25 protein-coding genes are annotated in these 22,944 nt (G+C 72.1%); 7 read left to right on the forward strand and 18 right to left on the reverse strand.

Annotated features, from left to right (window positions below):
* Positions 1–4: 4 nt before the first annotated feature.
* From MUY22_RS41470 to MUY22_RS41495, 6 genes are read right to left on the reverse strand one after another with little or no spacing between them, the layout of a single operon-like run.
* Positions 5–571 (reverse strand): SRPBCC family protein, encoded by a 567-nt coding sequence (locus tag MUY22_RS41470; RefSeq protein ID WP_247052683.1) that lies wholly within the window; start codon positions 569–571, stop codon positions 5–7.
* Positions 565–1,467, reverse strand: a complete 903-nt coding sequence (locus MUY22_RS41475) for an XdhC family protein (RefSeq protein WP_247052685.1) — start codon at positions 1,465–1,467, stop codon at positions 565–567. Before MUY22_RS41475 ends, MUY22_RS41470 begins: the two co-directional genes overlap by 7 nt.
* Positions 1,467–3,857, reverse strand: coding sequence for an aerobic carbon-monoxide dehydrogenase large subunit (locus MUY22_RS41480; RefSeq protein ID WP_247052687.1), 2,391 nt, complete (start codon positions 3,855–3,857; stop codon positions 1,467–1,469). The genes MUY22_RS41475 and MUY22_RS41480 overlap by 1 nt, the downstream gene beginning before the upstream one ends.
* Positions 3,854–4,378: a (2Fe-2S)-binding protein gene (locus MUY22_RS41485; protein ID WP_247052689.1), complete on the reverse strand. Its 525-nt coding sequence runs from the start codon at positions 4,376–4,378 to the stop codon at positions 3,854–3,856. Before MUY22_RS41485 ends, MUY22_RS41480 begins: the two co-directional genes overlap by 4 nt.
* Positions 4,375–5,235: a xanthine dehydrogenase family protein subunit M gene (locus MUY22_RS41490; RefSeq protein ID WP_247052691.1), complete on the reverse strand. Its 861-nt coding sequence runs from the start codon at positions 5,233–5,235 to the stop codon at positions 4,375–4,377. Before MUY22_RS41490 ends, MUY22_RS41485 begins: the two co-directional genes overlap by 4 nt.
* A gap of 19 nt (positions 5,236–5,254) precedes the next feature.
* Positions 5,255–5,482 carry a hypothetical protein gene (locus tag MUY22_RS41495; protein WP_247052694.1) on the reverse strand — a complete coding sequence of 76 codons (228 nt, stop codon included), beginning with the start codon at positions 5,480–5,482 and terminating at the stop codon, positions 5,255–5,257.
* 219 nt (positions 5,483–5,701) lie between these two features.
* Here MUY22_RS41495 and MUY22_RS41500 point away from each other — a divergent pair, with 219 nt between their 5' ends.
* Both MUY22_RS41500 and MUY22_RS41505 read left to right on the forward strand, forming a co-directional pair.
* Positions 5,702–5,980 (forward strand): WhiB family transcriptional regulator, encoded by a 279-nt coding sequence (locus tag MUY22_RS41500; protein ID WP_247052696.1) that lies wholly within the window; start codon positions 5,702–5,704, stop codon positions 5,978–5,980.
* A 92-nt stretch (positions 5,981–6,072) separates the two neighbouring features.
* Entirely contained in the window at positions 6,073–6,909 is an 837-nt protein-coding gene (locus MUY22_RS41505) for an alpha/beta fold hydrolase (RefSeq protein ID WP_247052698.1), read from the forward strand.
* On the opposite strand, the gene MUY22_RS41510 is transcribed toward MUY22_RS41505, so the two are convergent.
* The 3 genes from MUY22_RS41510 to MUY22_RS41520 form a co-directional block, all read right to left on the reverse strand.
* Entirely contained in the window at positions 6,866–7,609 is a 744-nt protein-coding gene (locus tag MUY22_RS41510) for a pyrimidine reductase family protein (protein WP_247064377.1), read from the reverse strand. The two genes, MUY22_RS41505 and MUY22_RS41510, sit on opposite strands and share 44 nt — an antisense overlap.
* Positions 7,606–8,475 carry a dihydropteroate synthase gene (gene folP / locus MUY22_RS41515; RefSeq protein ID WP_247052700.1) on the reverse strand — a complete coding sequence of 290 codons (870 nt, stop codon included), beginning with the start codon at positions 8,473–8,475 and terminating at the stop codon, positions 7,606–7,608. The genes MUY22_RS41510 and folP overlap by 4 nt, the downstream gene beginning before the upstream one ends.
* Positions 8,476–8,558: 83 nt before the next feature.
* On the reverse strand, positions 8,559–10,118 hold the full coding sequence (locus tag MUY22_RS41520) for a family 43 glycosylhydrolase (RefSeq protein WP_247052702.1): 1,560 nt from the start codon (positions 10,116–10,118) through the stop codon (positions 8,559–8,561).
* Positions 10,119–10,292: 174 nt separating this feature from the next.
* Here MUY22_RS41520 and MUY22_RS49865 point away from each other — a divergent pair, with 174 nt between their 5' ends.
* Positions 10,293–10,373 carry a hypothetical protein gene (locus tag MUY22_RS49865; RefSeq protein WP_371827710.1) on the forward strand — a complete coding sequence of 27 codons (81 nt, stop codon included), beginning with the start codon at positions 10,293–10,295 and terminating at the stop codon, positions 10,371–10,373.
* 1,297 nt (positions 10,374–11,670) lie between these two features.
* Here MUY22_RS49865 and MUY22_RS41530 read toward each other — a convergent pair.
* The 5 genes from MUY22_RS41530 to MUY22_RS41550 all read right to left on the reverse strand — a co-directional run bounded on the left by MUY22_RS41530 (position 11,671) and on the right by MUY22_RS41550 (position 15,595).
* Entirely contained in the window at positions 11,671–12,546 is an 876-nt protein-coding gene (locus MUY22_RS41530; RefSeq protein WP_247052706.1) for an SAM-dependent methyltransferase, read from the reverse strand.
* Positions 12,498–13,142, reverse strand: coding sequence for a cysteine hydrolase (locus MUY22_RS41535; protein WP_247052708.1), 645 nt, complete (start codon positions 13,140–13,142; stop codon positions 12,498–12,500). Before MUY22_RS41535 ends, MUY22_RS41530 begins: the two co-directional genes overlap by 49 nt.
* Positions 13,139–14,086, reverse strand: coding sequence for an isocitrate/isopropylmalate family dehydrogenase (locus MUY22_RS41540; protein WP_247052710.1), 948 nt, complete (start codon positions 14,084–14,086; stop codon positions 13,139–13,141). The genes MUY22_RS41535 and MUY22_RS41540 overlap by 4 nt, the downstream gene beginning before the upstream one ends.
* 129 nt (positions 14,087–14,215) lie before the next feature.
* On the reverse strand, positions 14,216–14,749 hold the full coding sequence (locus MUY22_RS41545; protein WP_247052713.1) for an EF-hand domain-containing protein: 534 nt from the start codon (positions 14,747–14,749) through the stop codon (positions 14,216–14,218).
* A gap of 171 nt (positions 14,750–14,920) precedes the next feature.
* A complete protein-coding gene (locus MUY22_RS41550; RefSeq protein ID WP_247052715.1) occupies positions 14,921–15,595 on the reverse strand; it encodes a TetR/AcrR family transcriptional regulator C-terminal domain-containing protein in 675 nt (224 codons plus the stop codon).
* 91 nt (positions 15,596–15,686) lie between these two features.
* Here MUY22_RS41550 and MUY22_RS41555 point away from each other — a divergent pair, with 91 nt between their 5' ends.
* The gene (locus MUY22_RS41555; protein ID WP_247052717.1) at positions 15,687–16,226 is read left to right on the forward strand and encodes an ester cyclase; all 540 of its coding nucleotides are present in this window, start codon (positions 15,687–15,689) and stop codon (positions 16,224–16,226) included.
* Between the two features lie 50 nt (positions 16,227–16,276).
* Here MUY22_RS41555 and MUY22_RS41560 read toward each other — a convergent pair whose 3' ends face one another.
* Both MUY22_RS41560 and MUY22_RS41565 read right to left on the reverse strand, forming a co-directional pair.
* Positions 16,277–18,151, reverse strand: a complete 1,875-nt coding sequence (locus MUY22_RS41560; protein WP_247052719.1) for a Calx-beta domain-containing protein — start codon at positions 18,149–18,151, stop codon at positions 16,277–16,279.
* 310 nt (positions 18,152–18,461) lie between these two features.
* The gene (locus MUY22_RS41565; protein WP_247052721.1) at positions 18,462–19,499 is read right to left on the reverse strand and encodes an NAD(P)-dependent alcohol dehydrogenase; all 1,038 of its coding nucleotides are present in this window, start codon (positions 19,497–19,499) and stop codon (positions 18,462–18,464) included.
* 98 nt (positions 19,500–19,597) lie between these two features.
* Between MUY22_RS41565 and MUY22_RS41570 the strand changes: the two genes are divergently transcribed.
* Positions 19,598–20,191, forward strand: coding sequence for a TetR family transcriptional regulator (locus tag MUY22_RS41570; RefSeq protein ID WP_247052723.1), 594 nt, complete (start codon positions 19,598–19,600; stop codon positions 20,189–20,191).
* Here the strand turns inward: MUY22_RS41570 and MUY22_RS41575 are convergent.
* Positions 20,185–20,847, reverse strand: a complete 663-nt coding sequence (locus MUY22_RS41575) for a hypothetical protein (protein ID WP_247052725.1) — start codon at positions 20,845–20,847, stop codon at positions 20,185–20,187. The genes MUY22_RS41570 and MUY22_RS41575 overlap by 7 nt on opposite strands.
* Positions 20,848–20,914: 67 nt before the next feature.
* Complete coding sequence (locus MUY22_RS41580; protein ID WP_247052727.1) at positions 20,915–21,616, reverse strand: YafY family protein; 702 nt, start codon at positions 21,614–21,616, stop codon at positions 20,915–20,917.
* Positions 21,617–21,742: 126 nt separating this feature from the next.
* On the opposite strand from MUY22_RS41580, the gene MUY22_RS41585 reads away from it, so the two are divergent.
* Both MUY22_RS41585 and MUY22_RS41590 read left to right on the forward strand, forming a co-directional pair.
* Positions 21,743–21,982, forward strand: coding sequence for a hypothetical protein (locus MUY22_RS41585; protein ID WP_247052729.1), 240 nt, complete (start codon positions 21,743–21,745; stop codon positions 21,980–21,982).
* Positions 21,983–22,076: 94 nt separating this feature from the next.
* Positions 22,077–22,943 (forward strand): xanthine dehydrogenase family protein subunit M, encoded by an 867-nt coding sequence (locus MUY22_RS41590; RefSeq protein WP_247052731.1) that lies wholly within the window; start codon positions 22,077–22,079, stop codon positions 22,941–22,943.
* Position 22,944 lies beyond the last annotated feature (1 nt).

Raw genomic sequence — 22,944 nt, forward strand, 5'->3', positions numbered from 1 at the left:
CTCCTCAAGCGGTATAGGGCAGGAAGAATCGGCGGAACACGCGTCTCAACGCCATGAGCGTCGCCTGCAGGCCGATGCTGAACCCGCGCGCCGGGGCCGCGCCGGCGACCTCCTCGCCGCGTTCGGCGCGGTCGATGCCGCGCTGCAGGTTGGCCGCGAAGTCGCGCATCAGCACGGAGGTGACGTCGGCGATCATGCCGCGCCCGTACTGCGCCGCCGCGCCGGAGACCTGCAGGTCCTGGGTGACGTGCACGCGTGTCACGCCGCCGGCCGACGTCAGCCGGGCGGTGACGGTCATGCTCGCCTGGCCGCGGCCCTTCTCGTCGGCGCCCGCCGCGTCGACGACGATGCGCTTCGCGGCGTCATCCCGGGACGCGATCTTCGCCGTGCCACCGAACTTCAGCGCCACCGGGCCCATCCGGACACTCACGCGGCCCTCGTACGCCTCGTCGCCCAGGTCCTCGGTCAGCTCGGCGCCGGGCAGGCACGCGGCCACCTTCGGGACGTCGTCGAAGAACCGCCAGACCTTGTCGATCGGCTGCCCGACCGCGAACTCGTTCTCGATCAGCATCGGCTCTCCTTCTTCGCGTACGCGGCCGGGTCCCGCCGGAACGCGTCGCGGCACCCGGCGCAGCAGAAGTAGTACGCGACGCCGTCGCACTCGACCGGATCGCGCCGGGCCACGGTCATCCCGCACACCGGGTCGAGGGCCTCCTCGGCGACGCGCTCGACGACCCGCACCGGACGCGCCGCCGCGCGCAACCGGACCAGTTCGGCGAGCACGGCGACCGCGATCTCCCGGTGCTCGACCGCGCCGAGGTCGACGCCGGCGGGCACCTGGACGCGAGCGAGCCGCTCGGCGGGCACCCCGCGGTCGGCGAGGTAACCGAGCACCGCCTCGCCCCGCTTGCGCGAACCCACCAGCCCGACGTACGCCGGGTTCCGCGTCAGCGCGCGTTCCAGCGTCTCCTCGTCGTGGTGGCCCTGGGTCGCGACGACCACGTAGGACCGTTCGGTCACCGAAGCCAGGTCTTCGCTCAGCTCCGCCCGCCAGCCCAGCGCCGTCGCCAGCGCGACCAGCGTGTGCGCCAGCGGCGAGCGGCCGGCCACCACGAGGTGCGGGGCCGGGACGACCGGCTCGACGTAGATCTCCAGCGCGCCCTCGCTCTGGCACGAGATCGGCACGACGGTCATCCCGTCGGGCACCGACCCGAACCGGTCCGGGGTGCCGAGCAGCAGCAACCGCGGGGTGCCCTCGGCCAGCGCCTGCCGAGCCTCGCGCAGCACCACGGGTTCCGCACAGGCGCCGCCGATCCAGCCGTGCAGCTCGCCGTCCTCGGTGACGATCGCGCGGCAGCCCTCCTTGCCCGACGACGGGCCTTCGCGCCACACCACCGTGGCGAGCGCGAACGCCTCACCGCGGCGGGCCCGGTCGCCCGCCTCCGCCAGCACGTCCCAGCCGTCCATCAGTCGTCCGTCCGGACCGGCGGCACGCCCGAGACGTCCCGGCCGGTCCGCAGCGCCTGCCACACGCGGTCCGGCAGCAGGGGCATGTCGATGTTGCGGACGCCGGTGCCGTCGAGCGCGTCCATGACGGCGTTGACGAACGCCGCCGGCCCGCCGACCGCCGCGCACTCGCCGATGCCCTTGGCGCCGATCGGGTGGTGCGGTGACGGCGTGACGACCTCGCTGTGCAGCTCGAACCCCGGCGTCTCCCACGCGGTGGGGAGCAGGTAGTCCATGTAGTTCGAGCCGACGCAGTTGCCTTCCTCGTCGAAGGTGATGAACTGCATGTTCGCCATCGCGTACGCCTCGGTGAGACCGCCCATGATCTGCCCCTCGACGATCATCGGGTTGATGCGGACCCCGCAGTCGTCGACCGCGACGAGGTTCAGCACGTCCCACACGCCGCTCTCCGGGTCGACCTCGACGGTCGCGATGTAGACGGCGAACGGCCAGGTCAGGTTGGGCGGGTCGTAGTAGGCGTGGTTCTCCAGCCCGGGTTCCATCCCGTCGGGCATGTTCGAGTACGCGGCCATCGCGCACTCCTGGATGGTGACGCCGCGGTCGGGCACCCCGCGGACGTAGAACCGGCCCAGCTCCCACTCGACGTCCTCTTCGGACACTTCGAGCAGGTGCGCCGCGAGTTTCCGCGCCTTGGCGCGGATCTTGCGCGACACCATCGAGATCGCCGCGCCACCGACCGGCGTGCTGCGGGAGGCGTAGGTGCCCATCCCGAACGGCGCGGTGTCGGTGTCGCCCTCCTCCACCGTGACGTCCTCGGCCGGGATGCCCAGCTCGTGGCTGACGATCTGCGCCCACGTCGTCTCGTGGCCCTGGCCCTGGCTCTTCGTGCCGACGCGCAGCAGCGCCTTGCCGGTGAGGTGCACGCGCAGCTCGGCGGAATCGAACATCTTGATGCCGAGGATGTCGTACTCGCGGCTGTTGCCGGCGCCCAGCGGCTCGGTCATCGTCGAAATACCGATGCCCAGCAGCCTTCCCCGGGACCGTGCTTCTTCCTTCTGCTTGAGGAAGTCCTCGTAGCCGATCGCCTTCAGGCCGACGTCGAGGCACTTCTCCGGCTGGCCGGAGTCGACGAGGAAGCCGAACGGCGTCCGGTACGGGAACTGGTCCGCGCGCACGAAGTTGCGGCGCCGGAACTCCGCCGGGTCGATGCCGAGGTCCTTCGCGGCCTGGTGCACCATGCGTTCCTGGAAGAACATCGCCTCGGTGACGCGGAACGAGCACCGGTAGGCGACGCCGCCGGGCGCCTTGTTCGTGTAGACGCCGCGCGCGGTGAGGTGCGCGGCCGGGATGTCGTAACAGGCGAACGCCGAGTGCAGCAGGCCGATCTTGAACTTGCTCGGCTGGGCGTCGGCGAAGAACGCGCCGTGGTCGGCGTCGGCGTGGATGCGGACGCCGAGGATCTTGCCGTCCTCGCGCAACGCCAGTTCGCTGTCGAGGTACATGTCGCGGGCGAACCCGGTGGAGATGAGGTTGCCGGACTTGTCCTCGATCCACTTGACGGGGCGTTCCAGCAGGATCGAGCACAGGATCGAGCAGACGTACCCCGGGTACACCGGCACCTTGTTGCCGAAGCCGCCGCCGATGTCCGGCGACACGATCCGGATCATGTGCTCGGGCAGCTCGGCGATCATCGCGACGGCGGCCCGGACGATGTGCGGCGCCTGCGTGGTCATGTAGACGGTCAGCTTCTGCGTCGCCCGGTCGTAGTCGGCGACCGAGGCGCAGCACTCGATCGGCGACGGGTGCGAGCGCGGGTAGTGCAGGCGCAGCTTGGAGATCCGGTCGGCGCTCGCGAACGCGCGGTCGGTGCCGGTCTTGTCGCCGACTTCCCAGTGGTAGACGACGTTGCCGTCCTGGCCGGCCTTGTCGTCGCGGATCACCGGGGCGTCCGCGGCGAGCGCCTGCTCCGGGTTGACGACCACCGGCAGCGGCTCGTACTCGACGTCGATCGCGTCGCAGGCGTCCTTGGCGATGTACGGGTCGTCGGCGACGACGCAGGCGACCTCCTGGCCCTGGAACCGGACCTTGTCGGTGGCCAGCACGGCCTGGGTGTCGTACGACAGCGTCGGCATCCACGCGAGGTTGCGCGTCGCGGCCATCTCGCCGGTGAGCACGAGGTGGACGCCGGGGATCTCCCACGCCTTGCTGGTGTCGATCGACTTGATCCGCGCGTGCGCCATCGGGCTGCGGAGGATCTCCATGTGCAGCATGCCCGGCAGCACGATGTCGTCGGTGTAGCGGCCCTGACCGCGGATGAACCGGCTGTCCTCGACGCGCTTGCGGCTCGCGCCGATGCCGCCGATCCCGACCTCGTCGAGTGCCTTCGTCACTGGTCTTCCTTCCGCAGTTTCGCGGCGGCCCAGAGCACCGACTTGACGATGTTCTGGTACCCGGTGCACCGGCAGAGGTTGCCCGACAGGGCCCAGCGGACGTCCTCTTCGGACGGATCGGGTTCGCGGTCCAGCAACGCTTTCGCGGCGAGCATCATGCCGGGCGTGCAGAACCCGCACTGCAGGCCGTGCTCCTCGCGGAAGCCCTCCTGCACCGGGTGCAGCTCGCTGGCCGTCGCCAGGCCTTCGACGGTGGTCACCTCGTGGCCGTCGGCCTGCACGGCGAGCATCGTGCAGGACTTCACCGGCGTGCCGTCGACGAGCACGGTGCACGCGCCGCAGCTGGTCGTGTCGCAGCCCATGTGCGTGCCGGTGAGGCGCAGCCCCTGCCGCAACAGGTGCGACAGCAGCAGCCGCGGCTCGCACTCGATGACCCTGCGGCGGCCGTTCACGGTCACCGTGATCCGGCGTTCGGGGACGCCCGCGGAAGGTTCGTCGCGGACTTCGTGCACGAGGCTCATCGGGTGGTCCCTTCCAGGGCACGCACCACGAAGGTGTGCACCACGTGCCGCTTGTACGCGGCGCTGCCGCGGTGGTCGCTCTTCGGCCGGGCGGCCGCCGCGGCGAGCGTCGCCGCCTCTTCGATCGTCTCGGCGGTCAGCGGGCCGCCGACGAGCGCCGCGGCCGCGTCGGCGCACTCGATGGTGGCGCCGCCGACGCCGGTGAGCGCGATCCCGGCCCGGCTGACCCGGCCGTCGGTGGTGGTGTCGACGGCGACCGCGACGCCGACCGTCGCGAAGTCGCCGACCCGGCGTTCCAGCTTGAGGTAGCCACCCGACGGCGTCCCGCGCGGCGCGGGGATGACGGCCTCGACGGCGATCTCGTCCGGGGCGAGGGCGTTCTGGAACGGGCCGAGCACGAACTCGCGCGCCGGGATGCTCCGCCGTCCGTCCAGCCCGGCCGCGACGATCGAGCCGTCGAGGGCCAGCACCACCGACGCCCAGTCGCCCTGCGGGTCGGCGTGGCACAGCGACCCGACGAGCGTGCCGCGGTTGCGGACGATCGGGTCGGCGATGAGCGGCGCGGCGGCGGCCATGGTCGGCTGGGTGTCGCGCAGCAGGTCCGACCGTTCCAGCGTCACGTGCCGGCAGAGCGCGCCGACGTGCAGGTTCCCGGCGTCGTCGACCTCGTGGTGGTCGAGCCCCGGGAGGTTGTTGATGTCGACGAGCAGCGCGGGCGCGGCGAAGCGGAGCTTCATCAGCGGCACCAGGCTCTGCCCGCCGGCGAGGACCTTCGCCTCGTCGCCGTGGTCGCGCAGCAGGCCGAGCGCCTCGTCGAGGTCGCGCGGGGCCTCGTAGGAGAACCGGGTCGGGTACATGGGCGTCAGTCCTCCGTCCTCAGTCCTCGTCCGGGACGGCGACCGGCAGGGTGTCCTCCTCGGGCTCCGGCCGCGGCCGCTGGTGCGGCGGCCACGGCCCGGCGACGGGCTGCCCGGCCACCTTGAGGAACCCGATCAGCTGGGGCCACGCCCAGACGGTCGGGCCCGGCCCGTCCTTCGGCGCGTTCTCGACGAGTTCGTACAGCCGCGGGTTGCCCCGGCTGTGCCCGTCGGACTCGATCCGCATGACGCGTACCCGCTTCCGCCGTCGATCAGGTGATCGGATGGTCCACCTGGAGGACACGCAGGGCAACGAGCGAATAACCCTTCGCTTAACCGTCGAGGCAGGCCGTGGCGTACCACACGTGGGTGATCTTCGCGGTGGCGTGGGTGATCAGCGCGGATACCGGGTAACCGCCGCTTGGTGGCCGGTTCGCGGCCCGAAAATCGAGGGGATGTGGTCCCGGTGTCCGAAGTGTCCCGGCTTCCGGTGGTCGTCAGCGAGAACTGGGATTGGCAGATGCGCGGGGCGTGCCGGGGGATGGACGCCGGTGTGTTCTTCCACAGCGACAACGAACGCGGGATGGCGCGCAAGCGCCGCGAAGACCTCGCCAAGCAGATCTGCGCGAGCTGCCCGGTGCGCCTGCAGTGCCTCGACCACGCCGTCGCGGTGCGGGAGACGCACGGCATCTGGGGCGGGCTCGGCGAGGGCGAGCTGCGTCAGCTGATCGCCACCCGGATCTGACTCAGCTGCTGGGTCACCGGAGGGACCGCGGTCCGGCGGCCGTGTCAGGACGGCGTCAGGGGCGTGTCAGGCGAGCCGCCGACAGTCGCCTCATGACAACGAACAGCACGACCTGGTCCGGCATGGTGGCGATCGACGACACGGCCCTGGCGGTCACCGACACCGGCGGCCCCGGCATCCCCGTGGTCTACCTCAACGGCCAGTTCGCCACCCAGGGCTACTGGCGCCGGGTCGTCGCCGAGCTCGGTGCCGGCTTCCGGCACATCACCTACGACGAGCGGGCGCGCGGCAAGTCGAAGCGCTCGGGCGACTACTCCTTCGAGGTCGCCGTCCGGGACGTCGACGCCGTGCTCGCCGCGCGGGGCGTGGACCGGGCGCTGGTGGTCGGCTGGTCCTACGGCGCGCTGGTCGGCGCGCACTGGGCCGCCCGGAACCCGCAGCGCGCGATCGGCGCGGTCCTGGTCGACGGCGCCTTCCCGTACGACTGGCTCGACGACGCCATGGAGCAGCGGATCCGCAAGCTGTTCAAGCGGATGAGCTGGTTCCTGCCGCTGCTGCGCCCCACCGGCCTGGCCCCGCGGATGAGCGCCGAGCAGCAGGCCGAGAGCAACATCGAGGTCGGCGTGCTCTCCCGCGAACGCGAGCTGGGCCCGGTGCTCGACGCGATCACGGTCCCGACGCGGTTCGTGGTCGCGTCGGGGACGTCGCTGGGCAGCCGCGGCGACGAGCAGGAGCGGATCCGCGCCGGCCTCGACGCCGCGGTCGCCCGGAACCCGCACATCGAGGTGAGCGCGAAGGTCACCAGCAACCACGGCGCGATCCTGCGCAAGGACTTCGGCGCGGTCGCCGGGGCCGTCCGAGACGTCGCGGGCCCGCGGATCGGCGTTACGGCACCAGGTAGCGCGTCAGGAGGCTCGACCCGTCGGTGAGCACGGTGCCGAGGTCCAGCTTCAGCGGGTCGAAGGCACCGCCGACAGCCGCGCGGTCCGCCGTTCCGGCCACCAGGAACGGCGCGACCGTCAGCCGGAACTCGTCGACCAGGCCCGCCTCGGCCAGCGACGCGAACAGCCGGGGCCCGCCTTCGCAGTCGATCCGGCGGAGACCACGCTCGGTCAGGGCGGCGACAGCGCGGTCGAGCGCGACGTGCTCCTCCCCCGCGACGATCACCTCGGCCCCCGCCGCGACCCAGGCGTCACGCTGGTCCTCCGGCGTCCGCTCGCTGGTGATGACGATGGTCGGCACGGCGGCGCCGGTGATCACGGGCGCGTCGGGCGGCAGGCTGCGGCCGGTGGTGACGACGGCGATCGGCGGGACCGGCTCGAGGCCGTGGCGCCGGCGGCGGTCCGCGGTCTCCTCGTCCGGGTGGACGCCGTCGAACTCCTCGACCACCGCGGTCCCGGCGCCGAGCAGGACGACGTCGGCGAGGTCGCTGCCCAGCTTGAACACGACCCGGTCGGGTTCGGTCGACAGCGGGCGCGAGCGGCCGGCGACGGTGATCGCGCCGTCCGTGCTCGACACGAAGTTGACGACCAGCCACTTCGCGACGTCGGGGAAGCGGTAGAGCGCTTCGAGGTCGTCCCGCCCGATTTCGCGGACGCTCTCGGGCGGCCAGATCTGCTGGAGTTTCACAGCCACCGCACCGCGTTCTTCGGCGGGCGGGTGCCCACGATGCTCGCGATCATCTCGACCGCGTGCCGCGTCTCGCGGACCTGGTGCGCCCGGAACATCGCGGCGCCGTGCGCGGCCGCGAGCGCGGTGGCGGCCAGAGTCCCGGTGACCCGGTCGTCCATGCCGACGTCGAGCGTCTCGCCGACGACGCCCTTGTTGGACAGCGCCATCAGCACCGGCCACCCGGTGGCCACGAGCTTGTCGACGTTGCGCAGCACGGCCAGCGACTGGTGGGTGTTCTTCGAGAAGTCGATGCAGGGGTCGATCATGATGCCCTCGCGCGGGACGCCGCGTTCGACCGCGCGCTCGGCCAGTGCGGTCGTGTCGGCGATCACCGACGCGACGACGTCGTCGTAGACCGGCTTCACCGGGTCGGTGCGCGGGTCGAGACCGTCGGTGTGGGCGCAGATGTAGCCCGCGCCGTGCTCCGCGGCGACGTCCAGGATCTCGGCGTCGTAGGCGGCCCAGTTGTCGTTGATCAGGTCCGCGCCGGCGCGGCAGACGGCGTCGGCGACCTCGGCGCGGTAGGTGTCGACGCTGATCACGACGTCCGGGAAGTGCTCGCGGGCCCACGCCACGGTCGGCACGACCCGGGCGATCTCCTCCTTGACGGTGACCTCGGGGCCCGGGCTGGCCGGCACGCCGCCGATGTCGATCACGGCGGCGCCGTCGTCGAGCACCCGGCCGATCGCCGCCTGCGCCCGCTCCTCCTCGAACGTCACCCCGTTGTCGTAGAACGAGTCCGGGGTCCGGTTGACGATCGCCATCACCAGCGCGTTGTCGCTGGTGAGGCGCCGTCCCCGGAAGACGAGGTCGTGGATCGGCATGCGGTTCTCTCCTGTGCGGGACCGGCAGCGTGGTCGTCCCCGAGCATAGGCGATCATCGTTCTCCCGCCGTGCCCTCTCACGCTCAGCCGACGCTGGTGGAGAACTTGAGCGACCGGCCCGGCTCCGCGCGGAACGTCGCGCCGTGGTCGTTGCTGTAGGCCTCGCCGCCGCCCGGGTAGGGGCCGGAGTCGTTGTACTCCAGGCCGTAGCAGCCGGTGGTGGTCGCCGAGCGGACCAGCAGCCCGTAGCGTTTCCCGGCCGTCACGGCGATGCCCGGCGTCACCGTGACCGCGCGCGGGGACCACCCGATCGACGTCGCCGGCACGACGGCCGTGCTCAGCGCGGCGCCGGTCGGCTGGAACTCCTCCGTCGCGGCGTAGACGCCGATTTCGAGGCCCGCGCCGGGGTTTCCGGCCTGGAAGCTCGTGTACGAGACGGCGGACAGCGTGCCGCCGCGGCTCGGGACGAACGTCTGGAACCGGGCGACGCCGGCGCCGACGTCGCAGTAGGTCCGGAAGCCGGTGACGCCGTCGGCCTGATCCACGCCGGGGGGCGGGTCCTGGTGCCCGGCCGAGCCGGTGGCGAGGTCCAGCGAGAAGGAGTTCCGGCAGGTCATCGGCGCGATCGCGCCCGTGGCGGTGAACTCGAGCGGCGCCCAGTAGTAGTTGGCGAGGGCTTCGTTGCGCTGCCCGTTGTTCCAGAGGTCGCTGGCGTAGACGTAGGCGGTGCCCGACGTCGTCGGGAGCGCCGAGACGAACGCCGGCTGCCCGCCGCACGAGTCCTGGCTGATCTTCACCGGCGCCGACCACGGCCCCAGCGGGTTCGCCGCCGTCCGGTACGACGTGCCGGTGCCCGCGCAGTAGCCGCAGTTCGGGTCGGAGTAGGTCAGGTAGTAGACGCCGTTCCGCTTGAACAGGGCGGGCGCTTCGGTCTGGCTCTGGCCGAGCCGCGCGTAGGCGCCGGTGCCGGTCAGGTAGTTCGCGGCGAGGCGCTCGACGACGATGTCGCCGCCTGCCCGCCAGTCGGTGTAGGCGAGGTAGGCGGTGCCGTCGGTGTCGACGAAGACGTCGTGGTCGCCGTTGTTGACCCCGCCCGCCGGGGCGTTGTCGTTCACCGCGAGCGTCGGTACCGGGGCTTCGGTGAACGGCCCGGCCGGGTTCGCGCTGGTGAGGACCCGGAAGCCGACGCTGTTGTCGTAGACGTTGACCCAGAGCACGTACTTGCGGGTGGCCGCGTCGTAGCCGACGTGCGGCCGGAAGCAGCCGTAGGTGGCGCCGTTGCAGCGGGTCTGCCAGACGCCCGTGGCGTCGAGCAGCTGTCCCCGGTCGGTCCAGTGCACGAGGTCGGGCGAGGTGTACACCTTGAACCCGCAGAACGGCGAACTCGTCGCCTGCCAGGCGAAACCGCAGTCGTAGCTGGTGCCGTAGAGGTAGTAGGTGCCGCCGAAGAGGGCGATCTCGCCGTCGTGCGCGTCGACCGCGTCACCCCGCGTGTCGAAGCGGACGACCTGGTTGCCCTGCGCGTCGAAGTTGGTGACGGTCGTGGTGAACGCGCGCGCTTCGGCGGGGGTGGACAGCGTCACCGCCAGTACCGCCGCCAGCACGAGGGTGAACGCGGACCGGAGCCTGCGGGTGCCTGTCATCGTGCCGGCCTCCTCGCCGAACATGAAACGTTTCAAGCTTCTCGCGCGTTTACGTTAACCCATGAATTGCCCCCATGGCCGACTTCACCGACTTCAACCTCAAGCTGATCGTCGTCGAGCGAGGACGAGCTGTTCGACGTCAGCTCGCTCGACGATCTCGCCCTGCTGCCGAACTTGCGGCGTGTCGTGGGCTCGGAGTTCCTCGGCCCGCGGTTGCGGGAGGTCCTTCGCTCCCGCGGTGTCGCGGCGGACTGACCGCGCGGTCCGCGTCGCCGTAGTAGCCCGCGGGCAGCTGCCGGAACCGGCGGCGGAAGCGCAGCCAGCCGACCAGCTGCGTGCCGGCCGCGAGCACGAGGTAGGACACGGCGAACCACCCCTGCGCGCCGAGGTGGTCCAGGTCCATCCCGGCGGGCCACACCGCGACGAAGAACAGGGCGGACGGGGCGAAGCGGTGGGCGTCCTGGGCACGCAGCACGCCGTCGACGGCGCGGGACGCGGCGTCCTCGGCGATGATCGGCGCACGCAGCACCCGGCCGAGGACCAGCGCGATCGCCCCGGCCCCGGCGGCGAGCCCGAGCGTGCGGGCCCCGGCGTCCAGGGGCGCGGCCGGTTCGGTGAGGAACTGCAGGGCGCACAGGACGGCTCCCCCGCCGAACGTGATCGCTGTCGCGGCCAGGTGCCACCAGCCGACCTGCCGCGCCGCCGCACGCCACGGCGGCGGGGTGCCGGAGCCGGTCAGGCTCTCGGCGAGCTCTTCGCGCGTCTGCACCTGGCGCCACCACATCACGAGCAACGCGGCCAGCACCACGCCGACCAGCAACGGCCGGAGCAGCTCCAGCTCCCGCGGCGCGCGGAAACCGGGCCAGAAGACGAGGCAGACGACCAGCACGGCGAACACGGTCGGCCGCCGCAGCCATTCCCGGGTGCCGACGCGCAGCGCGAGCAACCGGGTCGGCAACCCGACCTCGACCCCGTGCCGCGCAAGCCACATCCGCGTGGCGGTCACCTCGGCGAACGACGGTTCGCCGGGCAGCCTCGGATCGACCGGCAACGCCGGTTCACGCACGACCAACCGAAAGCCTCCCAGCCCTCACCACCCGCGGGAAGTCTACGACAGGGCCCGGGCCGGGCTCACCGCGCGGGTTTGCCGGTGAAGGCCAGGGGTTTGCGCACCGGATCCACTCCGGCAGACCGACGAAACCCGGGCGGCGGGCTCCGGCCGGCAGCGAGCCCGGACGACCTCGCCGTCGCCGGTGCACACCACTACTCCCTCACCAGAGCACGGACCGGGCTCACCACCGGTTCACCCAGGAGAACCCGCCCCAGCTCACCACCCCGACCGACCTACAAAGGTCCGGCGGCAGGCCCGAACCGGCCCCGGATCCAGACGATCGCCGCGGCACCGGCGCACACCACTACTCCTCACCAGAGCACGGCCCCGGCTCACCACCCCGACCGACCTACAAAGGTCCGGCGGCAGGCTCCGACCCGCCGCGGATCCGGACAATCGCCGCGTGGCCGCCCGAACGACTCACCACACCAGCGCCCCGGCTCACCGCGCCGGTTTGGCCGCGAAGACCCAGCGGTTGCTCGCCAAAGCGTCACGGCGCTCCGGAACCAGGCTCGCGCCGTGCTCCACCGCGAGGTCGAACGGGGTGCGGACCGATGTCTCCCAGGCGCAGGCCCGCAGTGCGGCCGCCGAGTCCGGGCGGGGTTCGGCGTCGAACAACGCCGTCAGGTCCACGCCGATCTGCTCCTTCGTGCTGCGGTAGATCGCGCTGGTGCGGTACTCCACGCCGAGCTTGACCTCGTACGCCAAGCAACTGCCGGGCGCCGCCAGGCGGTCCACCGTCGTGATGAGGCGGCGTTCCGCGTCCGCGGGCAGGTAGAGCAGCAGGCCCTCGGCCAGCCACGCCGTCGGGACGCGCGGGTCGAACCCCGCCTCGCGCAACGGCCTGACCCAGTCTTCGCACAGGTCCACCGCGACCGACTTGCGGGCCGCGCTCGCCGTCGCGCCCAGGTCGTCCAGGACTTCCTGCTTGAACGCCAGCACGTCCGGCCGGTCGAGCTCGAACACCGGGCAGCCGGCCGGCCAGGCGAGCCGGAAGGCCCGCGAGTCCAGCCCGGCGCCCAGCAGGACGACCTGCCCGGCGCCGGCGCGCACCGCGCCGAGCAGGAAGTCGTCCAGGACCCGGGTGCGCAGGCCGAAGTAGCGCCCGAGCCGGCCCCACAACGGGTTCGCCGCCCCGCCGGGGACGTCGTGCCAGTGCACCGGCCACTCCCCCGACGCCCGCGCCGCCCGGACGAAGTGCCGCGCGAACCCGTCGTGCGCCAGGGAATCCGGCCGGGTCGCCTCGATCGCCCTGGCCGCGGCGACCATCAGCGCGGTCCGGCCGACGCCGCCTTCGACGCCTCGGGTGGTGACCACTCGTCCTCCTCCGCGAATCGGGTCCACGACGCGGGCCGGTCGTGCGTGGTCGTCCGCGCCCCGTAGACGGTTTCCATGAACCGCAGGGTTTCCTCGTCGGACCGGTGCAGGGCGGTCGTGCAGTCGGTCAGGACCGTGAGGTGGAATCCCTTCTGGAACGCCGTTCTCGCCGTGGAGTCCACGCAGACGTCGGCGTAGACCCCGGCGAGGACGAGGTGCCCGATCCGGCGCCGGCGCAGGTACTGCCCGAAGCCGTGCGCCAGGAACGCGTCGAAGCAGGCGTACTTGGTGAAGACGCGCTCGCCGGCCGCGGGCGCGACCTTGTGGAACTCCGCGCCCCACGACCCGGTCCGGCACTTCGGCTGCTTGCCCAGCACCCGGTCGCGCCGCCGCCAGCTCGGCCGCTGGTGCTCGACGTCGCCGAGGAACCGCACGAAGACGACCTCCGTGCCGGCCAGCCGGGCGAGGTCGACGGCGCGCGCGGCGTTCGTCGTGGCCCGCTGCAACGTCCCCGGTGCGCCGCGGTACCGGGCCGTGACGACGGGCCCGGCGCAGAAGTCGTTCTGCAGGTCCACGACGACCAGGGCCGTCTTCACGCGCCCGCCACCGGCACCCGGCCGGGCGCGGGGTCCAGCGTGGCCAGGACTTCGGCCACGACCTCGGCGGTCGACTGCCGGCCGCCGACGTCCGGGGTGCCGACGCCGCGGTCGCGCGCGGCGTTCAGCGCCTGTTCGGTCGCCGCGACGGCGCCCGGGCAGCCCGCGTGCCGCTCGGCGATGGCCGCGGCGGCCCGGATGGTCGCCGTCGGGTTGACCCGGCCGGTCCCCGCGAGGTCGTCGGCCGAGCCGTGCACGGTCTGGTACTCGACGAGCCCGGCGACGTCCGGGTGGAGGAGGACGTTCTCGGTGTAACGGCGCTCCTGACGTTCACCGCCGAACGCGTCGAGCAGGACGACGTGCATGATGTCGGCCCACTCGTTGCCGGCGACGACCAGCGTGCGCGGGGTGAGGCCGTGCTCGATCAGGTTGCGGTTCACCGTGTCCGGCTGGCAGAGCTCGACGGTCACCCCGAGCCGGCCGGCGATCTCGGCGACCCACTCGCCGAGCGCGCCGTCGAGCAGGTGGAACTTGTACGCCAGGACGATCCGGGCGGGTCCGTCGTCGGGCCACTGCGCCCAGGCCCGGCGCAGCGCGAACACGATCACCTTTTCGGTGATCTCCTTGCTGAACACCGTCGTGCGGGTCAGCACACCCGGCGTGTGCCGGTTTTCGCCGGTGTAGAAGCCCTGGGCCTGGTCCCGGACCAGCAGCAGGCCCGGCGTGATCGGGTCGACCTTGACCGCCTGCAGCCGCTCCCGGACCAGGTAGAGCGACTGCGCGTTGATCGCCGTGCGGAAGATCGCCGGGACGTCGGCCCGCGCCTGCTCCCGGCAGAACCGCTCGTAGTGCTCGGCGTCCTCCTGGGTGAGCCGGCGGATCCGCTCGGTTTCCCCTTCACCCTTCAGTGAGAAATAGGAATGGTACAACCGGGGCGAGCGCACGATTTCGATTTCAGTCGAGTGCCGGAGGCCGATTCGGGTCAGCACGTTTTCGAAGACGTCCGCCAGTTCCGGACCCGTACCCCGGCCGACCGCCAGCCCGACGACCGGCCGCGCGCGGTGCGCGCCCACTCAGCCGGCCACGTTCGCGACCAGGTGATCGCCGGCGATGCCGACCTTGTCCGGGCTGTAGTAGTCCTTGATCGCCGCGGTCCAGACCGGCACCCGGACGCGGTCGCCCGCCGACGGCCCGAAGGCCTCGAACAGCGCGTCGATGTTGTCGCGGTCGAACCCGATCGCCGTCATCAGGGCGACGAACAGCGGGCGTTCGATCATCCCGTCACCGTCCGGATCCCCCAGCGCGGCAAGGGATTCCGCGAACTCGGTCACCGTGGCGTCGAACCGTTCCGGCGACAGCACGCAGGCCGCGTACTCGTCGTAGCTCACCTTGCCGTCGTGGTTGGCGTCGAGCTCCCGCTCCAGGGTGGTCCAGTACCGGTGGAAGGCCGCCTCCATCGCCTGCTTCGCGGCGGCGCCGGAGCCCTGGGCCGCCCGCAGCACGCGGTCCGCCATCGTCGAGAAGTCCCGTTCTTCGAGATAGCCGTTCCGGTCGACGTCGAAGAGGGTGAAAACGAGCTTGATCCGGTCGACCGCGGTGGCACCCATCGATTTTTGACCTTTCGCGTCGGGATTGTTCCCCGAGCAGTTTGCGCCCGGCGGGCCAGGCCGTGAATCCGTTTCACCCCAAGGTGTGGAATCACCGTTTCGCCGCGTTTTCACCGGGGCGCACCACCGGTTCACCCCGGCCGGGGCACGCCCCGGCACACACGGTGATGCTCAGCGGCGGGCGGCCTCCAGCGCGGCGACCAGAGCGTCGACGCCGAACGCGAACTCGGCGTCGTGGTCGCAGACGGCCAGGTGTGGGGCGGCCGCCACGACGTGCGGCAGGCCGGACGCCGCCAGCTCGGTTTCGCGCCGCCCGGCGCCTTCGACGTCGGCGCCGCTGAACGCCGGCCCCGCGGACACCTCGCGCAGCAGCGAGCCGACCAGGAAGGCGAGCGACGTCCGCAGCGCGTGCACGGCGCGCTCCGGCGGGAACCCGGCCCGGTCGAGGACGGCCAGCACCGCCTCGGTCGGCCCGAGCGCGGCGGGCGCGTCGAGCTGGCGGGTCAGCACCAGCGGCACGCAGCGCGGGTGCCGGAGCGCGGAACGCCGGAAGGCGTGGGCGACCGCCCGGACGTCGGCGGCGAGGTCGCCGCTCGGTGCCGGCAGGCGCAGGCCGGCCAGCACCGCCTCGGTGATCGCGTCGAGCAGCGCGTCCCGGCTCGCGACGTGGTTGTAGAGGCTCATCGCGTCGACGCCCAGCCGCTTGGCGACACCGCGCATGGTCAGCCGTTCGACGCCCTCGGCTTCGGCGAGCGCCATCGCGGCGTCGACGATCCGCGTGCGCGACAAGGGTTCCTGCCCGCGCCGGGGCCGTCCGCGCCGCGGCGGGTCTGTCTCGGTGTCCATCCCGCACCTCCTGGACAAAACCTACAGCGTAGGTCTACGGTCGCCCATACCTACGGCGTAGGTTTTATCCCACCAAGACTGAGGACCCCGGATGACGACCGCCTACACCCTGCCGCCGGAAGACGTGCTGCGCGCTCGCGAGAAGCTCGTCCTCGACCACTTCCACGACGAGGTGCGCCAGGCCTGGGACGACGTGCTGGAGACGTTCCCGCACCCGCACTACGAGCTGATCGCGTCGATGACGGTCCACGACGGCACCAGCGAGGTCCGCGGCTACTACCACGACACCCGCGTCGCGTTCCCCGACCAGGACCACGAGATCATCGCCCTGCGCCACACGGCCGACGCCGTGGTCGTCGAGTTCTGGCTGAAGGGCACCCACCTCGGCCCGCTGGGCAGGATCCCGCCGACGGGCAGCACGCACCGCACCCGGATGACGGCGTACTTCGTCTTCGACGAGCAGGAGAACCTGGTCACCGAGCGCGTCTACTTCGACCAGCTGACCGTGCTGAAGCAATTGCTGGGCGGGCTGGACAAGAAGAACCCGAAGGACCTGGCCACGTTGGTGCGCGCGGTTTTCGGCGCGTTGGGCGAGGCCGGCGGCGAACCGGATCCCCGGCTGCTCGGCTGAAAAGGCGGGGGCGGCCGGATGCACCGGCCGCCCCCGCTCACTTCACCTGGTCAGCGCCGGCAGGGGTTGCCGGCGGGGTGGGCGTTGGTTCCGTGCACGTCGGCCTGGGACTCCGCGAGCACGATCTTGGCGAGCGCCGTGTCCAGCGCGACCGCCTGCTGCTTCACGACGCCGTTCACCACGGTCTGGCCGTTCAGCTTCAGCGATCCGATGACCAGCGGGATGGTCAGCGGAGCCGAGCCGACCGTGACCGCGAGGCCGTTGATCTTCAGCGAGGCGATGTTCGAACTGCCCGCCAGCACCGGGGCGAGACCGCCCGTGGCCGGCTGGCAGGTCGCCGACGCCTGCGACTGGATCACGCCCAGCTCGATGGTCAGCCCGAGCGTGCTGATCACCGTCTTGTCGATCTTGGCGGTGGCCTGCGCGCGGTCACCGGCGGCCGGGGCCGCCGACTGGTTGTCCGGCGTGACGTCCGTCGACGCGGTCAGCGCCTTGGTCTCGACCTTGATCAGGCCGGCGTTGAGCGTCGCGCCCAGCACCGTCTGGCTGTCGTCGGCGCAGGGCAGGTTCGCCGGGTTGGCGACGCCGGCCGTGATGCCGATGACGTTGGCGGCCGTGCCGGTGCAGGAGAACGCGCCGTCCCGGTCGTCGTCGGTGATCGTGCCGATCCCGGTCGGGTCGACCAGGCCCGCGCCGACCGGCGCCGACAGCGTCACCGTGAACGTCTCGTCCGGCTCGTCGACCGTGTCCGGGTTGACCAGCACGGTCACCGGCTTGGTCGTCTCACCGGGCGCGAAGGTGACGTCACCGCTCGCAGCCGCGTAGTCCGCCGGCGCGGTCGCCGTGCCGTTCGCGGTGGCGTAGTGGACCGTCACCGGGTTCGGGCTGGCTCCGCCCAGCAGCGACACGGTGAAGGTCGCCGGCACCGGGGCACCGCCGGATCCTTCGGCCACCGTGACGTCGTTGATGCTCAAGCCGAGCACCCGCACGGTCGTCGTCTCGACGTAGCCCCGCGAGACGCCGTCGACCAGGTAGTCGACGGTGCAGTGGTACGTCCCCGGCGCGGCGGTGGCCGCGGCGGCCACCGTCTCGGTGAAGGTGGCGACGTCACCGCTGGCCACCTTGACGCTCGTGGGCGCGTTGGTGACCGTGAGCTGCGGGTCGCACGTCGTGACCTGCGGGGCCACCGTGACCTGGATGGACTTGATGCCGTCGAGGATGGCCTGCGACACCGCGCTCGAGGGCACGTTGTTGAGCAGCACGCCACCCGTGGCCGACGTGATCGCGCTGGCCTGCCCGTCGAGGTCGAGCGCGCCCACGTTGACCGCGACGACGCGGATGTTCGCCGCCTTCAGCGCGGCGATGGTCTGGGCCAGGTCGTGCCCGCCGCTCGGGTCGTGCGACGGCGCGTCGCCGAACCAGGCGACGATGCGCGTGCCGTCCGGGCGGAAGGTGACCGCGCCGGTGGCCAGCTCGTACAGGGCGTTGAGGTCGGCTTCCGGGCCGTCGCCGCCACCGGAGGCGACCCACTGGTTCGTGCCGGCCTGGACCGCCGCCTGGTCACCGGTGATGCCCGTGTTGACGCGGAACGCGAAGGGGTCGCCGAAGTCCTTGTACTCGGCCACCCCGAACTGCGCGGTCGGCTGCGCGGCGAGCACGTCACCGGTGATGGTGTTGGCGTTCGCGCGCACGTTGCCGATCGCGGCGCCCATGCTGCCCGTGGTGTCGGCGAGCAGCACGAGGTCGGGGTTCGGCGGCACGGCCGACGTCGTGACGTGCTTGGTCACGGTGGTGCTCTGGCCCGCGTTGAGGGTGAGGTCGACGGTGGCCGGATCGACCCCGGGCGGCGCCGCCGCGGCGACGGCCGTCGGTGCGAGCAACGCCGTGACGGCCGTCAAGGCGACGAACACTGATCTTCGGGACATGACTTGCCTTTCGAGAATTTCCGGTGGCTGGCCTGAGGAAGACGGAAAATGGCCTGCTTCGTTAGCACTTCGCCCGCGGTTCACCCGGAGTGCCCTGTGTCAAGGCGCTCAATGGGCGATCACCGGGAAATCGGGCTACTCAACCAGGTACTGACCGGGCCGGGCCGTCGAAAGCCGATCGGGAAACGTCACGCTTCAGAGCGACGCCGGACCGGGGTATTTGCACAATGCGTGCTCGACGGGAAGCGGGAAACCCTCGATCTTTCTCACCGGAAACGCAAAGAATGACCCGAATGCCGCAGTGTCCGGGCTACGAAAGGTCGGCCAGGTCGAGCACGAAGCGGTACCGGACGTCGTTGCGGCCGAGCCGCTCGAGGGCTTCGTTCACCTGCTTCGACGGGAGCACCTCGACGTCGGCGGCGACGCCGTGTCCGGCGCAGAACTCCAGCATCTCCGCCGTCGCCGGGCGGCCGCCGCTGCCCGCGGAGCCCAGCTTCTTGCGGCCGACGAGCAAGTCCATCATCGGCACGGTGACCGGGCCCAGGTGGCCGACGACGCTCAGGGTGCCGTCCAGCGCGACCAGCTTCAGGTACGGGGCGAGGTCGTGGGGCACCGCGATGGTGTCGACGACGACGTCGAACCGGTCCCGCGCCGCGGCCAGCTGCCGCTCGTCGGTGGACACGACCAGGTCGTGGGCGCCGAGGCGGCGGGCGTCCTCGGCCTTGCCGTCGCTCCGGCTGATGACCGTCGTCTCGGCCCCGAGTGCGACGGCGAGCTTGACCGCGAGGTGCCCGAGACCGCCGAGCCCGGCCACGGCGACGCGCGTGCCCGGGCCGACGTCCAGCGCCCGCAGCGGCTCCCAGACGGTGATCCCCGCGCACAGCAACGGCGCCGCGGCCGCCGGGTCGAGTCCCGCGGGCAGCGGGTAGGTGAAGCCCTCGCGGACGACGTACTCGCGGGAGTAGCCGCCCAGCGTGGGGGTGCCGTCGTGGCGGTCGGTGCCGCCGTAGGTCAGGGTCGGGAACTGGTGGCAGAAGTTCTCCTGCCCCCGCCGGCACATCGGGCACTCCCCGCACGAGTCCACGATGTTGCCCACGGCGACGGCGTCCCCGGCGGCGAACCGCGTGACGCCGCTCCCCACCTCGGTCACCACGCCGGTGAACTCGTGGCCGGGCACCAGGGGCGTGTCCCGGCCGGGCCGGCCCAGCGCGTGGAGGTCGCTGTGGCAGACCCCGCAGTAGTCCACGCGCACGGCGACGTCATCCGCCCGCAGGTCACGGCGTTCGAGCGGCACCTGCCGCAGCGCGTCCCCGGCGTGGTCGGCCTGCCAGCCCACGGTCGTCCTCATGGCTCACTCCTCAAACAAACAGACTGTTCGGTCTATTTGACCGTAGCCGAGCATCGGCGATCCGGCAAACAGACCGGTCTGTTGTTATCGTGGGCCGCATGGCCGACAAGCCCCTGACCTCGCGGGGCGCCGCGACGAAGCAGCGCATCATCGACGTGGCGACCCAGGAGTTCGCGCGGTACGGCCTGGCCGGGGCGCGCGTCGAGCGGATCGTGGCCGCGGCCCGCACCAACAAGGCGCAGCTCTACGGCTACTTCGGCAGCAAGGAAGAGCTGTTCGACACGATCTTTCTGGACTCGATGGGCTCGATCCGCGACGGCGTCCCGATCGACGCCGGCGACCTCGCGGACTGGGCCGTCCGCCTGTACGACGAGTACCTCCGCCGGCCCGACCTGATCCGGCTGGCCACCTGGGTCCGCCTGGAGCGGCGCCCCGCCGGGCACCTCGTCGCCGACGCCGACCGCCTCGACGCCGCCAAGCTCGGCGCCATCGCCGACGCGCAGGCCGCGGGGCTCGTCCGGGCCGGCGACCCGTTCGACTTGATGGCCATGGTGATCGCGATGTCGATGGCGTGGTCGCCGGTCAGCAACGTCTACGCCGCCACCGGTGAGGAAGCGCCGGAGCTGCACGAGCAACGCCGGACGCTCCTGCGGGAGAGCGTCCGGCGCGCTGTCGCACCCGAGGGTCAGTAGCGGAAGGACCGCGTCCCGGTCAGCGACCAGGCGCGGGCGACCCGGCCGTCGCGCACGGACAGCAGGTCGGCGCCGCTGGCCGCGGGTCCGGTCCACAGGAACGCGACGGTGCCCCGGACCGGATCGACGATCGGCGCGCGGTGCGGCGTCAGGACCGCGGGATCCGGACGCGCGAGCGGGCCCGCCGCGCCGGAGAAGAACCCGAAGTCCCCGGCGATGACGTCCACCGGCTCGCCGGCGCGCCACCGGAGCCAGCCGTCGAGAACCTTGTCCAGGTCGTCGCCGGCGGTGTACGCCGGGTCGGGTGCGGTGTCGCGCCGCTCCCCCACGAACGTCCAGTTCTCCGCGATTCCGCCGCCGTGCCGGATGTTGACGTCGAAGCCGGTCAGCTTCTGGCCGTCCGCCTTGTCGACGTCCCACAGGTAGGCGAAGTGGTCACCGCCGTCGGCGAGCACCCGCGGGCGGAAGATGTTGACGTGCTTGCCGCGGTACCCGTCGAGGAACCGCACCTGCTCCGCCGGCCCGACCACGCTGTCGAGGCCCGGGGTCTGCCCGGACCACTGCACGCAGGCGGGGCTCATCAGCTCGTGCGCCAGCGCGGGGTCCTCGTTCCACATGCGGCACCACTGCCGCATCCGCTCTTCGTTGGTTTCCATGTCCGCCACGGTTCCAGCGGTTCGCGACACCGTCCTGTCGGTGTTCGGCGTCACATTTCCCGGCACTTCACCGCAGGGATTCCGCGTCCAGCCGGTCGAGTTCCGCGGCCCACTCGGCCTCGCGCGGGCGGAACCGCTCGCCGGTCGGCGCGGTGGCGGTGATGCGGTGCAGCTGGAACCCGCGGACGCCGTCGCGCAGGCGGCACCACGCGACGAGGTACCAGCCGTGCGGCCCCCAGAGCAGGCCCAGCGGCTCGACGTCGCGCTCGGAGGCCGCACCCGCCCGGTCGGTGTAGGTCACGTGCAGCACCCGGCTCGACACCACGGCGTCCTCGACCGCGTCCGCGACCGCACCGCGGATCACCGGCAGGTCGGGGTGCGGGCCGACGCGGTGCACCCGCGCGGCCAGCGCGTCCTCCCGGCGGCGCACGTCGGGCGGCAGCACGGCCAGCACCTTCTGGGCCGCTCGCCGCGCGGCGTCCGCGAAGGGCGTGGCCGACGCGGCCCGCAGCGCGACGCTGATCGCCAGCGCCTCGCGCGCGGTGAGCGTCACGGGCGGGAGGGTGCGCTCGCGGTCCAGGCGGTAGCCGCCGTTGCGCCCGGTGTCGCTCCGGATGGCGACGCCGGACTCCCGCAGCGCGTCGAGGTCCCGTTCGACGGTGCGGACGCTGACCTCGAACCGCCGCGCCAGCCAGGTCGCACTGCGCGGCCGCGGCGAGACGGCGCGAAGTTCTTCCACGAGGGCGTACAGCCGTTCGGTGCGATTCACGAGAGCTAATTTATCTGCCGTCCACCGGCCGATTCCGGCCGCTCACCGCAGTCCACCCGCCCGGGCTGTTACAGATCCGGGCTCATTCGCGACAGCACTGTCGAGAATGAAGGGGAGGGTGGTCGGGTGACGGGCGAACGACAGGTGCGGCTGCGGCTGGGCACCCGAGAGGTCTCGGCCCCGGCCGAATTCGGCCGCGAGGTGGTCAAGTACGCCGGAATCACGGTCCAGCGCGTCGAAGACGGCGACCTGGTCGGCCAGGCGTGGGTCCCGGTGGGAACGACACCGACGTTCGCGGACGACGAAGCCCTGATCGCGGAGTGGCACGAGGCACTGCAATGGACCCACGCCCCCGCCGACGTCTGACCCTCGCCTCGGGGCGCTGGTCGGCACACCCGGATTCAGAGTTCCCTTAATCCACTATTGCGGACCGCGCACCCGGCGGGGACGATCGGCGGTCATGCAGGTGCCGGCGCAGTTCGAGTACGAGCGGGCCACCAGTGTCGGGCACGCCCTCGAACTGCTGGCCAAGTACGGCCCCGAGGGCCGGGTGATCGCCGGCGGGCACAGTCTCATCCCGATGATGAAGCTGCGGCTGGCGCGGCCCGAAGCCCTGGTCGACATCAACGAGCTCGGCGAGCTGTCCCGGATCGAGGTCGTCGGCGGGGAGCTGCGGATCGGGGCCCTCGTGCGGCACGCCGAACTGCTCGATTCGGCCGAAGCCGGGCGGCTGTTCCCGATCCTGCACGACGCCGAACGCGTGGTCGCGGACCCGATCGTGCGCAACCGCGGGACCGTCGGGGGCTCGTTGTGCCAGGCCGATCCGTCGGAGGACCTGGCGGCCGCGTTCACCGCCGTCCGGGCCGACGCCGTCGTCGAGGGCGGCACCGGGACGCGGGTCGTACCCGTGCGCGAGTTCTTCACCGGGCCGTACGAGACCGCCGTCGGGCCGGGTGAGCTGCTGGTGCAGCTGCGGCTGCCGATCCGCGACGGCACCGGGAGCGCGTACGCCAAGGTCGGCCGGCGGGCCGGGGACTGGGCCATCGCCGCGGCGGGCGCGTCACTGCGGCTGGACGGCGACGTCATCGTCGAAGCCGGGCTCGGCCTCACCGCCGTCGGCGCCCCGCACTTCGTCGCCGCCGAAGCGGAGGACTTCCTGCGTGGCGGCCCGGCGACGCCGGAGCGGTTCACCGAGGCCGGGACGATCGCCGCCGCGCACTGCTCCCCCGCCGCCGACCAGCGCGGGCCCGCCGATTACAAGCGCCACCTCGTCGCGCAGCTGACCGCCAGGGCGCTGCACCAGGCGCACGCGCGGCGGGCGGGGTGAC

Origin of the sequence: Amycolatopsis sp. WQ 127309 (assembly GCF_023023025.1) — a bacterium.
GTDB lineage: Bacteria > Actinomycetota > Actinomycetes > Mycobacteriales > Pseudonocardiaceae > Amycolatopsis.